This is a genomic window from Cupriavidus sp. HY129 (assembly GCF_059492215.1).
In genome coordinates this window covers 2739855-2754570 of record NZ_CP083255.1, presented here as the reverse complement: position 1 = coordinate 2754570, position 14716 = coordinate 2739855, and the positions used below count along the sequence as shown (strand labels likewise).

Here is a 14716-nt window from a genome sequence, read left to right as displayed (position 1 = left end):
TGGCGGCCGCCGGATGACAGTCAGATGTCGTCGGGATGACGTTGAATTGTCGATGGGGATGTCTGCAGGCGTTAGTTGCAGGCCGTTCCGGGAACTGGCTTACCCGTGGCCGTCAGGCCCTGGCAGGCATCGCCGACCATCAGCGCGGCATCGCCCGATTGGGGTGTGGTCAACCGCAACTTGCCTGCCACGGTACAGCAGTTGCGCGGCGCGCTCGCGGTGGTGGACGCGGGAGTCAGCCTCATGGCCGACTGCGCGGGTGGTGCCGCCTGTGCCGGCTGCACAGGTTGTGCCTGTTGTACCGATGGTCCCTTGGCAGTCGCGGCGTCGGAGTCGTCGCTGTCGGGCGCCATGCACTGGCCCTGCTGACAGATTCGGTCGCCCTTGCACTGCATGTCGTATTGGCAGCCCGCCGCGGCTGCAGGCGAATTCCAGGTAATGGTCACGGCGGCGATGAACAGGATGCTACGCAGGGACATATCCCCTCCCACACACGAGTCGCGGCACCCGGGCCGTGGTTCACGGGTACGGGACGCGGGCGTCGCATAACTTCAGCATAGGGCGGCGCATCGTGCGCCGATAGCCCTGCGCGCAGTACGGATGCGATGGAATCGTGGGATCGACCACCATGGCGCGACCGTGCGCGGAATGTGCACCGATCATCGGGCGATGGGGGCGTCGATGGTGTGTCAATGATGTGTCGATTGTGCGCCGACCGGCCTTTTCATCCACACCGGGCCGTGCCCGGCAAGCAGCGCCGTTTTGCTTCACAATAGCGCCTTCGCGCCGCGCGGAGCACGCTGGAGCCCCCGAGACAGGACGCAAGATCCTGTCCGCCAGTGAGCGGCGACAAGCTATGACAAGTGCTTCGCAATCTCTCTGCTCATGACCGCCCCACACGGAAACTTCGACAACGTTCCCGATCTCACCCGTTCGTCCCCGAATTCATCTACCGAAGGCGATGCCGCCACGGCCCGTGATCGCGCGGCTGACCGCCGTGCCTTGCTGGCGCTTGGCGTTGGCAGCTTTGGCATTGGCACCGGCGAGTTCGTCATCATGGGCTTGCTGCCCGACGCCGCGCGCGATCTGGCAATCACGATTCCCGAGGCCGGCCACCTGATCAGCGCGTACGCGCTGGGCGTGGTCATCGGCGCGCCATTGCTGGCCGTGCTGGGCGCGCGCTGGCCACGCCGCAACCTGCTGATTGCGCTGATGAGCGCCTTCGCCCTGGGCAACTTCGCCAGCGCGCTGGCGCCGGGGTATCTGCCGATGCTCGTCGTGCGCCTGCTCACCGGATTTCCGCATGGCACCTACTTCGGCGTGGCCGCATTGGTGGCGGCAAGTCTGGTGGCGCGCGAGCGCCGCGCGCAGGCCGTCGGCCTGGTCATGCTCGGGCTGACCGTGGCGACCCTTGTGGGAGTGCCAATCGCTGCCGGCATTGGCACGTGGCTGGGTTGGCGCGCCGCGTTCGTGATAGTCGGCGCCATCGGCGCGCTCACGGCTTTGCTGGTGTGGCGCTGGGTGCCGTTCGTGCCCGCCGATCGCCATGCAAGCCCATTGCGCGAACTGTCCGCGCTGGCGCGCAAGCAGGTCTGGTTCACGCTCGGCATTGGCGCCATCGGCTTTGGTGGCATGTTCGCGGTGTTCAGCTATGTCAAGCCGACGATGCTCGAGGTGGCGCATATGCCCGCCAGCGGTATTCCTATCGTGCTGGCCTTGTTCGGCGTCGGCATGGTGGCCGGCAATCTGGCCGGCGCGAAGCTGGCGGACAAGGCATTGATGCCGACCGTCGGTGGTGTGCTGCTCTGGTCCGCGCTGGTGCTGGGCGCCTTCGTGTACACCGCGCCATACCCGTGGCTCGCTTCGCTCAATGTGATGTTGGTAGGCACCGCCGTGGCGCTGGGCCCGCCGTTGCAGATCCGCCTGATGGACGTGGCTGGAGACGCTCAGACGCTGGCCGCCGCGCTCAATCACTCGGCGTTCAATATGGCGAACGCGCTCGGCGCATGGCTGGGTGGCGTGACGATCGCCGCCGGTCTCGGCTGGACCTCAACTGGCTGGGTCGGGATGCTGCTGGCGCTGGCCGGTATGGTCGTGTTTGGGTGGTCACTGATGAGTGCCTCTCGCCGTGACATCACCGTGACAGCCTGAACAAGACCCCACGGCGCGGGACCGGAGGCAGGATCCCGCGCCGGGTTCAGGACGGCCAGAAGAATCAGAAGATCGAGTCGTCGTTCCGGTAGTCGTCGTCGACGAAGTCGTCCAGACCATTGTCGAGGTTGCCACTGTCGAGGTTGCCGTTGTCGGCCAGCAGCGCATTGCTGCCACCACCACCGCCGTTGCTACCGCTGCCGTCCTCGTAGTAGTTGTTGATCACGGTCTCGGTGGGCGCCGAACCCATTGCCGGTTGCCCGAAGAAGCCGCCACCGCTGTTGCGGTGGAACAGATTTTCGATGCCCTGGAATAGCATCGCGCCGCCCGCGACACCCGCCGCCGTGGTGGCGATGCTGCCAAGCGTGCCGCCCAGGCCTCCGCTCAGAAACCCGGGCCGGGCCGCTTGCGGCGGCTGCGGGGCGGGTTGCGGCGCGGATGGATACTGCGGGGCGGCCTGATATGGCGGCGGCGCGGACGGAGCGGCGCCGGGCATCGGGCGGTTGGGGTGGTTGCCCCAGGCGTTGGCGTCATCGATAAAGCTGCGCGAGCCCTGGCCCTGCTGCATTTGCTGAACCTGCTGCTGGAGCGATGCAATCTGGGCCTGGGCATTCACCAGTGCGCGATCAAGCAGCATGGCGCGCTGTACGAGCAGATAGGCGGCGTCGGGCTGCCGGGCGGCCGCATCGGCGATCATCGCCGCGGCCTGCGGGTCCTTGCCATCGGCGCGAGCCTGCACGAGTTGGCTCAGGAAGGTTTCCAGTGCTTGCATGTCTTGAGGGGTCATACGTCACCTTTCCAGGAGGCGGTTGCGGTACGGCTCCACTGTAGGGACCAAGACTTAAACGAAACTTAAAGGTGCGTTGCGCTGCACGATGGCGCTACACTTGGCTTCCCTCAAGGCTTTCCGGGAGGCGACATGCCTGAACCGCGCACCCTCTATCCCGCTACCGAACCCTACGAGACCGGCACGCTCGACGTCGGCGATGGCCACGTGCTGTATTACGAGCGCGTCGGCACGCGCGGCGCCAAACCGGCGGTGTTCCTGCACGGCGGGCCCGGTGGCGGCATCTCGCCCGATCATCGACGCCTGTTCGACCCCGCCCGCTACGATGTGCTGCTGTTCGACCAGCGCGGCTGCGGCCAGTCGACGCCTCATGCCGAGCTGGAGGCCAATACCACCTGGCATCTGGTCGACGACATCGAAAAACTGCGCGAGCGGATCGGCGTCGAGCGCTGGCTTGTGTTCGGGGGATCATGGGGATCGACGCTGGCGCTTGCCTACGCGCAGACACATCCTCAGCGTGTGAGCGAACTGGTGCTGCGTGGCGTCTATACGGTGTCGCGGGCCGAACTCGACTGGTATTACCAGTTCGGCGTATCGGAGATGTTCCCCGACAAATGGGCGCGTTTTCAGGCCCCGGTGCCGGAGGCGGAGCGCGGCAACATGATGGCCGCCTATCGGAAGCTCCTGACCGGCGGGGACAAGGCAAAGCAGGTCGAGGCCGCGCAGGCCTGGAGTGTCTGGGAAGGTGAGACGATCACGCTGCTACCGGACGCCGATATCAGCACCAAACATGCCGACGGACATTTCGCGCTGGCATTCGCGCGCATCGAAAACCACTACTACACACACGGTGCCTGGCTTGACGACGGGCAACTGTTGCGCGACGCGCATCGTCTGGCCGGCATCCCTGGCGTGATCGTGCATGGTCGCTACGACATGCCTTGTCCGGTGCGTTACGCCTATGCCCTGCATCAGGCCTGGCCGGACGCGGATTTTCATCTGATCGAAGGCGCGGGCCATGCCTGGAGCGAACCCGGCATTCTCGACCAATTGATTGCCGCAACGGACCGCTTCGCCGGTAAGGAATAAGTCACATCGCCCGGGCGTGGCGATCGAACGATCGTGCGCCTATACTGGATTCTGCTGCGTTGCACAAAAATCACCTGTCGCGGGTGTCATTGCCGCGAATCGCACCAGAATCTGGAGAGCGCCATGGTTCCTTGCGAACTCTGCAAGAGCCTGCTGGGTCGTCCCGGTTATGTTCCGCCACACCCCCGCCTGATCCGCACCGGCGATGCCATATCCGGCACCGGTGCGCAGGCCTTCCTCTACACATGCCAACGGTGCACCCAGGTGATCGCGCTCGCCACCCATGACGATGGCGCCGATTATTGGACTGGGCACGAAGGAGCAATGGGCTGACGGGGTGACGGGGTGACGGGGAGTCAACTCGCCCCAATCTGCGCCCCTGATCTACACCCCTATTTACGTCCCCAATGCCGCCATATTCTCCAGCCGCAGCGTTTGTGGCGCCGACAGCGGAATCTCCTCGGCGCGAAGCCGCTTGAGGATCTCGAACAGCAGGTCGCTCTTGGTGCCACCAGCGATGCGGGGGCTGTTCACATAGCCGGTGACGCTCAGCGTGATGCCGTTTGGCGCCAACTGGCTAAACGTCACCGATGGCGCGGGGATGTCGAGGATCGCGTCGTTCTGGCGGTAGACGTCGAGCAGCAGGTCGCGCACGGCTTCGGGGTCGGTGTTCAGTGGGAACGTCAACTGCAGCGTGGCCACGCCTTGCGTGTTGTTGTGCATCGTGACGTTGCGCAGGTTCTGCGAGATCAACTGCGAGTTCGGCACGATCACGGTCGAGCGGTCGGCCAGCTGGATTTCCGTCGCGCGCACGTTGATGCGACGGATATCGCCTTCGACGCCAGCCAGACTGACCATGTCGCCTACCTTGACCGGGCGCTCGGTCAGCAGGATCAGGCCGGAGACGAAGTTCTTGACGATCTCCTGCAAGCCGAAGCCGATACCGACCGATAGCGCGCTGACGATCCACGCCAGGTTTTCCCATTTGACGCCCAGCAGCGAGAGCGTCAGCAGTACCAGCAGCACGTAGCCGATATTGCTGAACAGCGTGATCAGCGATGCACGCAGTCCGGACTCCGAGCAAAGCTTCGGCAGCAGTTCCGCATCGAGCCATCGGCGTACCGAGCGTAGCAGCCAGATGCCGACCACCAGCGCGATCACCGCGTTCATGATGCGGTCCGGCATGATGTTCAGCGCGCGTAGCTTCTCGCCGCCGAGCATGGCCAGCAGGCTGTTGAAGAGATCGGCGGGAGTCGTGCCGAAGCCGCCGGTAAGGAGCGCCAGCACGGCCAGCAGAAGCAGCACGCTGGAGCCAAGACCGGAAAAGACCGTGGAGGCCTGTTCGAGCTGGGTATCGCCTGCGCCGAACAGTTGCTTGATGACGCGTCCGCCGCCGTACTGCGTGGAGAACGTGGCCTCGCAGATGTCGCGCGTCAGTTGCGTGAGCAGGTAGAGGCTGCACAGCACGATATCGAACCAGACCAGTTCGTAGGTCAGGAAGCGCGCGATGCTGATGTAGCCGATCAGCAGCGCGCCGAACGAGACCGCCACGGTCAGCGTGACGCCGAGGTGGATCAATCCGACGAGCGTGGCGCGGGCTTCGGGCTGTTCTCCGGCGGCGAGCAGTTCGGTGCGCACGCGACTGGCACGCAGCAGTGCGGCGCCAATCGTCAACACCACCACCAAGGACACAACGCCTCTGCCAAGCAGCGTGACCGGCAGGCTCGTATCGGCCATGCGGCTGAACTGCTCGAGCGTGCCGGCCAGCAGGAGCAAACCGGCCAGCACCGTTGGGAACGGTTTCATGGCGAGCGCCAACCGATCGGCTAGCGCAGGCAGCCGCCATGAAGCATGCCGCGTGCAGAGCAGGGCGCGGCCCAGGCCCGCGATCAGCGCGCTGGTCATCGCCAGCTTGGCGATATCGTTCAGCAGGTCCTGAAGCTCGGGCGGGACGTCTTCGCCGCCGGTGAATGCCGCGAATGCAATGCGCACGCCGATGGCTGTGGCGATCACCGTGGCCAGTGTCGTGGCGAACGCCAGCGCGCTACGTCGGATGCGGGCCTCGGGCAACTGCGTCAGGCAGAGCCACGCCGCGCCGCGTTCGAGCAGACGACGCCCAAGTGTCCACGCGGCCAGCGCGATCACGAGCAGGATGACCGTGGTCGCCCGTTGCCCAGGCGCCCAGGCGTGCTCGAACATCGGGACGATCTCGTCGGTGAAGGCGCCGGGCCGCTCCGGGTCCTCCGGCGCGCGGCCAAAGAGCGGCTTCCAGAACTGGGGATTCAGGATGCTCTCCGAACGCAACGCAAGCTGATCCTTCATCTGCGTGCGTTGCAGTTTGGCCAGTTGTTCCTGCAGGTGCGCGATGTTGTCCTTGCTGTTGGCCGCCTGCTTCAGTTCGTCGTCGAGCTGCGTCTTGCGCGCGGTGAGTTCGGCGCGCTGTGCGACCACCGCAGGGGCTTCCTTTGCCTTTCCGGCTTCGGGCGGCGGGCCCAGCACATCGAGCTGGGATTGGAGCTGCGCGCGTTGCGGCGTCAGCGACGCGGCGAGCTTGTCGACATCGTTGGCCAGTTGCTTGAGGTCGCCACCAAGCCCATCGAGCTTGGTGCGCCCCAAGGCGCCAGAAGCCTGCTGCTTGATCTGGTCCTGCTCGGTCTGCAGGCGCTTGAGTTCGGCAACGGCCTCCGCGTGCGTCAGCACGGGAATTTGCTGGGCTTCGGCGTCCGAGGCACTTTCCGCGGCAAGCGCGGGGGCGGCGACATGAAACAGTGCGGCCAATACAAGGCTCAAGGCGAGCCTGGAAATCTTGCTCATGGCGAATTGCACTTCGTGGAAATTTTCCGGGTTCGCCAGTCCCGGCAGGCAGTGCCGGGCGCGACGCGCCAGGATGGACAACGAAAGCGCAGCCGCGCATGGTGGCCGGCCTGCCGCTTTCAACGAGTGCGGGCTGACATGCGGATGGGATGCCGCCCGGCGGAGGAGACTGAGTCTGAGTCAGAGTCTGGGCGCGTCAGTTACGCACGACGCGCCCGTCGTGGAAGACCGCATTATACGTACGCGTATGCATCACACGGGGTGTACAGTACCGCTTGTTTCACAGCCAAACGTCTTGTTACATCTCTCTGTCGGTATCGTACGGACCCCGACAATCCCATCAGGAAAAAGGCCCCCATGACGCTCGCAATCGATCGCTTCGACCATATCGTGCTCAATGTGAAGGACGTGGAAACCAGCGCCGCGTGGTACGAGCAGGTGCTCGGCATGAAGCGTGAGGACTTCGAGTCACGTTCCGGCAAACGGGTATCGGTGAAGTTCGGCCAGCAGAAGATCAATCTGCGCCCGGTGGGCGAAGACACCGTTGCATGGTTCACGGGTGTGCATCCGACCTCCGGCAGCGACGACCTCTGCTTCATCACGCACATGCCGCCGCAGGAGGTGATTGCGCATTTCCTGGCCCACAAGGTGGCCGTGGAAGTCGGTCCGGTGCAACGCACCGGGGCGCTCGGGCCGATCACATCAGTCTATTGCCGTGATCCCGATGGAAACCTGATCGAGGTGGCGAGCTATCCCGCAGCATGAAATACGCATTACCCCTGGTTCTTGCCCTGCTTGTCCATCCAGTCGCCCACGCAGCCAATGCAGCCAATGCAGCCAATGCCGCCGTCGGTAATGCCCAGGCCGGCAAGGAGGCCTTTACCCGGCTCTGCGCCTCATGCCACCGCGTCGGCCCGTCGGCGCGTGGCGCATTCGGACCCCAGCTCAATGGCGTGTTCGGTCGCAAGGCCGGCAGTACGGCGGATTATCGTTATTCCGACGCGATGAAGGCGTCGAGTGTGGTCTGGTCGGATGCCACGCTGGGCGCCTTTGTGCAGTCGCCGGGCAAGGTGGTGCCGGGCACGAAGATGCGTTTCTGGGGCATGAGCGATCCGCAGCAGATCGCCGATCTTCTTGCTTACCTGCGCACCTTCCAATAGCGGCGGAGGCGGAGGCAAAGCGGGAGCGCAGGGAAAGCAGAAAGAGAAGGGCGGCGCGTCAGCGCGGCTGGAACACGATGATGGCCATGCCACCCAGCGCCACCGCCACGCCGGCCAAATCCCAAGGACTCGGGCGCACGCCATCCACCGCCCACAGCCATGCGATGGCCATCGCGATATAGACGCCGCCGTAGGCTGCATACACACGGCCGGAGGCGTCCGGATGCAGTGTCAGCAGCCACGCGAACACGGCCAGCGATGCCGCGCCGGGCAGGAGTACCCACGGGCTCGCACCCTGGCGCAGCCAGAGGTAGGGCAGATAGCAGCCGAGGATCTCGGCCAGCGCGGTAAGCAGATAGAGTCCGACGGTTTTCATCCCGGTTTTCAGCCTTTTCCTTGTTCCTGCTGTCGTTTCAGATGGCCTGGCGCAGCGCCGCTGCCAGCCCCGTCACCAGTTCGTTTTCCTGCGACTCGCGCCGCCACATCAAGCCCACGGGTGGCAGGTCCCACGAGAGCGAGAACGGCAGCATCTCGGCATCGCCCAGTTCGACCAGTTCGGCCCCAACTGACCTCGGCACGATCGTGATCACGTGCGGCTGGCTGCGTAGCAGCGTGGCCATCGGCTTGACCGAATAGGTTTCGACGATCGGCAGCGGCGGCGCCACGCCGGCCAGCGCGAACATCGTATTGATCGTGCGGCGCACCGGCGTATGGTGCGGCGGCAGTATCCAGTCCAGCTCGGCCAGCCGCTTCCAGTCCAGTCCGCCGCGCGACAGCCGCGCGGCAGCGCGTGACGGTACCACGAGCACAGGCTCCTCGCGATAGAGCGGTTGCTGGACGATGTCTTCCCCAGCCAGGTAGAACGATCGCGCGATCGCGCAATCGAGTTCATGCTGGCGTAGCGCGACGACCAGTTCGTCGGTGGTGCCTTCCCTGACCAGCACCGAGATGCGCGGCGTGCGGTTCAGCCCGTAGGCGAGCGCGGCATCGAGCACGGCGCGCGCCGTATAGGGGATGGCGCCGATGCGCAGCCGGCCGCGCAGACCGGCCTCGATCACGGCCAGCTCGCGCCCCAGCGCGTCAGCGTCGGCCAGCGCCATGCGCGCATGGCCCAGCACTGCCGTGCCGGTTGCGGTCGGCTCCAGGCCGTTGCGGGTGCGGGTGAACAGCGGCGTGGTGAAAATGTCCTCGATTTCCCGCAGCGCCTTGGTCACGGCCGGCTGTGACAGGTTCATTTCGGCCGCCACGCGCGAGATCGAGCGCTGCCGCTCAAGCGCAAGCAGCAGCGGCAGGTGGCGCAGGCGCAGCCGGGAGACGATGTTGTGCAGCAGCTTGTCGGTGGCGATCGGCATGGCGGCAATGGAAAGGAGTCGTATAACCGAATGGTAATGCACCGATAAGTATTTGGCTCTTTGTGGTTATTTCACTTGCCTATACTCGACTACATTCCGATCCAGCCATTGCGCGCACACTTCATGTTCACGACACGCCCCGAGATCGTCGGCACATTCGGCGTTGCTGCTTCCACCCACTGGCTTGCCACGCAGACCGCCATGGGCGTGCTCGAACGTGGCGGCAATGCGTTCGATGCTGCCGTGGCAGCCGGCTTCGTGCTGCAGGTGGTGGAGCCACATCTGAACGGGCCCGGCGGTGAGGTGCCGATCCTGTTCTGGAGCGAGCGTGAGCGTGCCGCGCGCTCGGTCTGCGGCCAGGGCCCTGCCCCGGCGCTGGCTGATCCGGAAGCGCTGCGCAAGATGGGCATGGAGATGATGCCCGGCATCGGGCTGATGCCGGCGACGGTGCCGGGAGCCTTCGGCGCATGGATGACGATGCTGCGTGATCATGGCACCTGGTCGCTCGCCGACGTGCTCGCACCGGCCATTGGCTACGCGCGCGACGGCTTTCCGCTCGTGCCCCGCATCTCGCAGGCGATCCTTGCCGTGCAGGCGTTGTTCCGCGACGAATGGCACAGTTCGGCCGATACCTGGCTGCCGGACGGCAAGGTGCCGCGCCCCGGCAGTTTGCACACGCTGCCGGTGCTGGCCGATACCTATACGCGCATCGTGACGACTGCGATCGCGCAGAGCGACACCCGCGAAGGCCAGATCGACGCGGCCATGCGCTGCTGGTATCAGGGCTTCGTGGCCGAGGAGATCGACACATACTGCCGCAACACGCCGGTACGCGACACCACTGGCGAAAAGCACATCGGCCTGCTGCGCTTCGAGGACATGGAGCACTGGCAAGCCACGGTCGAGGCGCCCGTCTCGCTGGACTTTGGCCGTTACAGCGTGGCCAAGTGCGATATCTGGAGCCAGGGTCCGGTGTTCCTGCAGCAACTCGGGATGCTGCGCCATGCGGGGCTGGAGGCGCACGCGCCAACATCGCCCGAGTTCGTCCACACGATCGCCGAGGCTGCCAAGCTGGCGATGGCCGACCGCGCCGCCTGGTATGGCGATCCGCGCTTCGTCGATAGCCCGCTGGCCACGCTGCTCAATCCGCACTATCTGGCCAGCCGCGCGGCGCTGATCGGTGATCGGGCGGCGCTGACGATGTGCCCCGGCGCGCTGGGTGGCCGCGCGCCGCGTATGCCTGACCCCGCCGTGGCCGAGCGCACGCTGACCGCTGCCGATACGCGCTTCGGCGTGGGCGAGCCGACCTTCGCCGCGCTACCGCCGGTAACCGAATGGGCCGAACGGGAGCTGTTCGTCGGCGACACCTGCCATATCGACGTGATCGACCGGCACGGCAACATGGTGGCGGCCACGCCTTCGGGCGGCTGGCTGTCGTCGAGCCCGACGATTCCGTCGCTCGGCTTCGCGCTCAACACGCGCCTGCAGATGACGTGGCTCGAACCGGGCCTGCCCAACACGCTGGCGCCGGGCAAGCGGCCCTGCACCACGCTGTCGCCGTCACTGGCGATGCGCGACGGCGAGCCCTACATGGTGTTCGGCACGCCCGGCGGCGACCAGCAAGACCAGTGGTCGTTGGCATTCTTCATGCGCCACGCGGTGCATGGCATGAACCTGCAGGAATCCATCGACGCGCCCGCCTGGCATATCGACCACTTCCCGCAGTCGTTCTGGCCGCGCCAGACGACACTGAACCGCATCACCGTCGAATCGCGCTTTCCCGCTGCCACGATCGAAGCGCTGCGTGCCCGTGGGCACGAGGTTCGCGTCGGTGATGACTGGTCAGAGGGCCGCATGTCGGCCTGCACACGCGAGCGCGACGCCAGGGGGCGGCTCGTGCTGCGCGCCGGCGCCAACGCGCGTGGCATGCAGGGCTATGCCGTCGGCCGCTGATTCACGCACGACATTACCGAAGACCGATACAGAAACAGAAACCGAAGGGGGTTGGAGATGAAGTCCGAGATGAAGTCCGTACTGAGAAGCCTGCTGTGCGGTGCCGCCGCATTGACGATGTCGTTTGCGAACCTGGCCAGCGCGGCCGATGCCTGGCCGACCAAGCCGATCACACTGATCGTGCCGTGGGCGGCGGGTGGTTCGACGGATATCCTGGCGCGCACGCTGTCCGAGCAGTTGACCAAGTCGCTCGGCCAGCCGGTCATTGTCGACAACCGGCCGGGCGCTTCCGGCAACATCGGTTCGGCGATGGTGGCACGCGCGAAGCCGGACGGCTACACGCTGCTGATCGGCTCGATGAGCACGCACGCGATGAACCCGGCGCTGATGCCGAACATGCCGTTCAAGGGCGTGGATGATTTCACGCCGCTGGGATTGCTGGCCTATGTGACCAACACGATGGTCGTGAACGCGTCCGTGCCGGTGCACAACGTCAAGGAACTGATTGCGTACGCGAAGGCCAATCCGGGCAAGGTCGCCTACGCCAGCGCGGGCCCCGGCTCCACCAATCACCTGAGCGCGGTGCTGTTCGAGAAGATGGCTGGCGTGCAGTTGCTGCATGTGCCGTACAAGGGTGGCGCGCCGGCCGTGGTCGATACAGTGGCGGGCCAGACGCAATTGCTGTTCTCGGCGGGTACCCAGACGCTGACGCACGTGAAGTCCGGCAAGCTGCGCCTGCTGGCCGTGACCGAAGCCAAGCGCTCCCCGCTGCTGCCCAATGTGCCGACGGTGGGCGAGACGCTGCCCGGCTACGAGCTTTCGGTCTGGTACGGCGCCTTTGGCCCGAAGAACATGCCTGCGGAACTGGTGACGCGCTTGAACAACGAGATCAACCGTGCGATGGCGTTGCCCGACGTCAAGGCCAAGATGGAGTCGATCGGCGTCGAGACGGCGACGTCCACCCCGCAGGAATTCGGCAAGATCCTGCGCCGCGATGCGGACCGCTACGGCAAGCTGATCCGCGAACTCGGCATCCAGGGCGAATGATGGCGGGCGCAGCGAACATGACGTTACCGATGCATTGGCAGGCACAACTGAATGCATTGCTGGACCGCCTGCGCGATGCGGCCACGCCGCAAGGCGCGATGGATGCCGTGGGGCAGGCCACGCTGGCGATGGTCGGCCCCGGCCTGCTGACGATCAACGCATGGCACGCGAGGACGGGCGAGATCGAACGGCTATGGTCGTCCGACCCGGCAGCCTATCCGGTGGGCGGCAAGAAGATCAAGGGAGATACGGTCTGGACGCGTCAGTTGCTGGTGCGCGGCGAGGTCTTCGTCGGCGAGGGCGACGAGGCGCTGGCAGCGGTGTTCGACGACATCGCCGTGATTCGCGGCCTTGGCCTGAACGGCGTGGTCAACGTGCCGCTGAGCCGACGCGGCGCGGTGATCGGCACGTTCAACTATCTGGCGAATGTGCAGGCGTGGACGGCCGATGAGATGACTGCGCTGCGGCTGCTGGGGCAGCTTGTGGTGCCGGCGGTCGTTGAAGCGATTGCCGGTTGAAAGGCCGACCCCGTTTCTACTCCGTTGTGCTTGCGCTCCAGAACGCCTGACTGACCACGCTGGTGCCGCCGAGTCGGGCGACGATCGCGTCGAGCGCGTCGCCGTCCACCGAGGTGGCCACCAGTGCTGCCTCGATTTCCACATCCTGATCGCCGAACGCGCGGACTTCCAGGTCGCGCGTTGGATACTGCGCGGCTTCCAGCGCGTCTTCGAGCAATCGCATGGCGGTCTTCTGGTACTCGCGTAGCGTGATCACATGCACGGTGTGCGTGACTTCCACGGCTGGTGTATCCATCGGCTGGCGGTTGATGCGATCGGCCACGGGTCGCAGCAGCGTGTTAGCGGCCAGGACGAACAATGCGCCGATGCCCGCTTCGAGAATCAGGTCCGCTCCCGCACAGGCGCCCACCGCCGCCGAGCCCCAGAGCGTGGCCGCGGTGTTGAGCCCACGCACGTTGCCTTCCTCGCGCATGATCACGCCCGCGCCCAGAAAGCCGATGCCCGATACCACGTATGCCACCACGCGTACCGCGCCCTCATGGCCGGCGATGTGATTGGCAAGATCGACGAAGATCGCGGCGCCCAGCGCCACCAGCACGTTGGTACGCAGGCCGGCCGTGCGCTGGCGGTACTGGCGCTCGTAGCCGATCATTCCGCCCAGGACGAAGGCGGCGGCCAGGCTGATGGCGGTGTCGAGCAGCGATTGTGGATTGATGTTCTGCAGGGCTTCCAGGGACATGTTCGAGGGCGCATCCGTGCGGGCAGAGACTGGCGCGATTGTGGCACAGGCACTGCGCTGCCTGACACCCGTGGGGGTTTCATGTTCCTGTCATGAAGCTGGATCTCCGGGCCAGATGCCGGTCCGCAGCGCCTGCGGCGATTCGCCGCCGGGCATGAAATCCCAGCGCAGCGGCAGCGCCCGATCGCGGCGCACGATCTGCCGGGGGAAAAAGCGCCACAGCCGCTCCGCACCCTCGACAGTGCTGATCTCGGGCGAATCGGTGATGACCTCGGCGCGGCCCGTCATCTGCAGCAGGTCGCCGGTCGGATAGCTGACGAACACCAGTCCCGCCACCGGATTCACCAGCATGTTGCCAAGCGTATTGAAGAACGTATTGCCGGCGAAGTCCGGAATCGTCAGGCTGCCGTCGGCATCCACGCGCACGAATCCGGGTCGGCCGCCACGATGGGAGACATCCACCTGGCGTCCTCCCGGCAGATCCACATAAGTCGCGACGAAGAACGAATCGGCATGGCGGATCAACGTCCGCGCCCTAGCATCGAGCGCGGTCAGGATCTGGGGCGCGACGGTGCCCGGCGTCGCGGGGTCGCGCGTGACCACGAACTCGCGCTTCTGAATGTACTGCGGGCAGTTGCCGAAGCTTTGTCCCACCGTCACGCCAAAGCCGCGCGCGTCATCGCGGCGCACGGTGCCGTTCAGCCGGTTGCGGCGGCGGGTCATTGGGTCAAGGCCGAGCAGTGCGATGGCGTTGCCGTCTTCCATACCACTGTCGGCGGGATCATCGGCATCGCGCGGGCTCGCGACTTCCAGCAGATACGGATTGGGCGATTGGAGGAAGCCTGGCTGTCCCGCGCGCAGGGTGGCCCAGACCTGGCCGTCCGGGGCTACCGCGCCGATGACGATGGAGGGCAGCATCGCGAAGAACTCGCGATGCTGGTCGGGCATGTAATCACGCACCACGCGCGGACCCACTTCGGCCAGACGCTCTTCCACGCCGGCGCGCGATTGCAGGATGCGCTCGCCGGTATGCCAGGGCGTGCCGGGCAGCAGCTCTGCATGGGGGGCAGGTTGACGGTTCATGGCGCGCTCCAGGTGGCGACTTC

The 14716-nt window shown here is 65.6% G+C and carries 15 protein-coding genes; 8 read left to right on the top strand and 7 right to left on the bottom strand.

The window, feature by feature from the left end; all coding sequences use genetic code 11:
• Nucleotides 1–71 precede the first annotated feature (71 nt).
• Nucleotides 72–479, bottom strand: a complete 408-nt coding sequence (locus K6G35_RS28720; RefSeq protein WP_008648030.1) for a hypothetical protein — start codon at nucleotides 477–479, stop codon at nucleotides 72–74.
• A gap of 406 nt (nucleotides 480–885) precedes the next feature.
• On the opposite strand from K6G35_RS28720, the gene K6G35_RS28715 reads away from it, so the two are divergent.
• Nucleotides 886–2151, top strand: coding sequence for an MFS transporter (locus K6G35_RS28715; RefSeq protein WP_008648031.1), 1266 nt, complete (start codon nucleotides 886–888; stop codon nucleotides 2149–2151).
• Between the two features lie 64 nt (nucleotides 2152–2215).
• Here the strand turns inward: K6G35_RS28715 and K6G35_RS28710 are convergent, their stop codons facing one another.
• Nucleotides 2216–2938 carry a DUF2076 domain-containing protein gene (locus K6G35_RS28710; protein WP_186425706.1) on the bottom strand — a complete coding sequence of 241 codons (723 nt, stop codon included), beginning with the start codon at nucleotides 2936–2938 and terminating at the stop codon, nucleotides 2216–2218.
• A gap of 132 nt (nucleotides 2939–3070) precedes the next feature.
• On the opposite strand from K6G35_RS28710, the gene pip reads away from it, so the two are divergent.
• Together pip and K6G35_RS28700 are read left to right on the top strand one after the other, a co-directional pair.
• Nucleotides 3071–4027, top strand: coding sequence for a prolyl aminopeptidase (pip, locus tag K6G35_RS28705; protein ID WP_495676750.1), 957 nt, complete (start codon nucleotides 3071–3073; stop codon nucleotides 4025–4027).
• Nucleotides 4028–4150: 123 nt separating this feature from the next.
• The gene (locus K6G35_RS28700; protein ID WP_008649025.1) at nucleotides 4151–4360 is read left to right on the top strand and encodes a hypothetical protein; all 210 of its coding nucleotides are present in this window, start codon (nucleotides 4151–4153) and stop codon (nucleotides 4358–4360) included.
• A gap of 63 nt (nucleotides 4361–4423) precedes the next feature.
• Here the strand turns inward: K6G35_RS28700 and K6G35_RS28695 are convergent, their stop codons facing one another.
• On the bottom strand, nucleotides 4424–6841 hold the full coding sequence (locus tag K6G35_RS28695; RefSeq protein ID WP_495676749.1) for a DUF3772 domain-containing protein: 2418 nt from the start codon (nucleotides 6839–6841) through the stop codon (nucleotides 4424–4426).
• A 357-nt stretch (nucleotides 6842–7198) separates the two neighbouring features.
• On the opposite strand from K6G35_RS28695, the gene K6G35_RS28690 reads away from it, so the two are divergent.
• Nucleotides 7199–7606 (top strand): VOC family protein, encoded by a 408-nt coding sequence (locus K6G35_RS28690; RefSeq protein ID WP_495676748.1) that lies wholly within the window; start codon nucleotides 7199–7201, stop codon nucleotides 7604–7606.
• Nucleotides 7603–8001, top strand: a complete 399-nt coding sequence (locus K6G35_RS28685; RefSeq protein ID WP_495676747.1) for a c-type cytochrome — start codon at nucleotides 7603–7605, stop codon at nucleotides 7999–8001. Before K6G35_RS28690 ends, K6G35_RS28685 begins: the two co-directional genes overlap by 4 nt.
• A 58-nt stretch (nucleotides 8002–8059) precedes the next feature.
• Here K6G35_RS28685 and K6G35_RS28680 read toward each other — a convergent pair whose 3' ends face one another.
• Complete coding sequence (locus K6G35_RS28680; protein ID WP_008649032.1) at nucleotides 8060–8377, bottom strand: YnfA family protein; 318 nt, start codon at nucleotides 8375–8377, stop codon at nucleotides 8060–8062.
• Between the two features lie 37 nt (nucleotides 8378–8414).
• Nucleotides 8415–9353, bottom strand: coding sequence for a LysR family transcriptional regulator (locus K6G35_RS28675; RefSeq protein ID WP_495676746.1), 939 nt, complete (start codon nucleotides 9351–9353; stop codon nucleotides 8415–8417).
• Between the two features lie 123 nt (nucleotides 9354–9476).
• Here K6G35_RS28675 and K6G35_RS28670 point away from each other — a divergent pair, with 123 nt between their 5' ends.
• The 3 genes from K6G35_RS28670 (at nucleotide 9477) to K6G35_RS28660 (ending at nucleotide 12871) form a co-directional block, all read left to right on the top strand.
• Nucleotides 9477–11306 (top strand): gamma-glutamyltransferase family protein, encoded by a 1830-nt coding sequence (locus tag K6G35_RS28670; RefSeq protein WP_186425703.1) that lies wholly within the window; start codon nucleotides 9477–9479, stop codon nucleotides 11304–11306.
• Between the two features lie 69 nt (nucleotides 11307–11375).
• Entirely contained in the window at nucleotides 11376–12353 is a 978-nt protein-coding gene (locus K6G35_RS28665) for a Bug family tripartite tricarboxylate transporter substrate binding protein (RefSeq protein WP_017512336.1), read from the top strand.
• A 17-nt stretch (nucleotides 12354–12370) separates the two neighbouring features.
• Complete coding sequence (locus K6G35_RS28660) at nucleotides 12371–12871, top strand: GAF domain-containing protein (RefSeq protein WP_234707023.1); 501 nt, start codon at nucleotides 12371–12373, stop codon at nucleotides 12869–12871.
• Between the two features lie 16 nt (nucleotides 12872–12887).
• Here K6G35_RS28660 and K6G35_RS28655 read toward each other — a convergent pair whose 3' ends face one another.
• Together K6G35_RS28655 and K6G35_RS28650 are read right to left on the bottom strand one after the other, a co-directional pair.
• Entirely contained in the window at nucleotides 12888–13604 is a 717-nt protein-coding gene (locus K6G35_RS28655) for an MgtC/SapB family protein (protein WP_024570655.1), read from the bottom strand.
• 96 nt (nucleotides 13605–13700) lie between these two features.
• On the bottom strand, nucleotides 13701–14693 hold the full coding sequence (locus tag K6G35_RS28650; protein WP_286882579.1) for a pyridoxamine 5'-phosphate oxidase family protein: 993 nt from the start codon (nucleotides 14691–14693) through the stop codon (nucleotides 13701–13703).
• Between the last annotated feature and the right edge of the window lie 23 nt (nucleotides 14694–14716).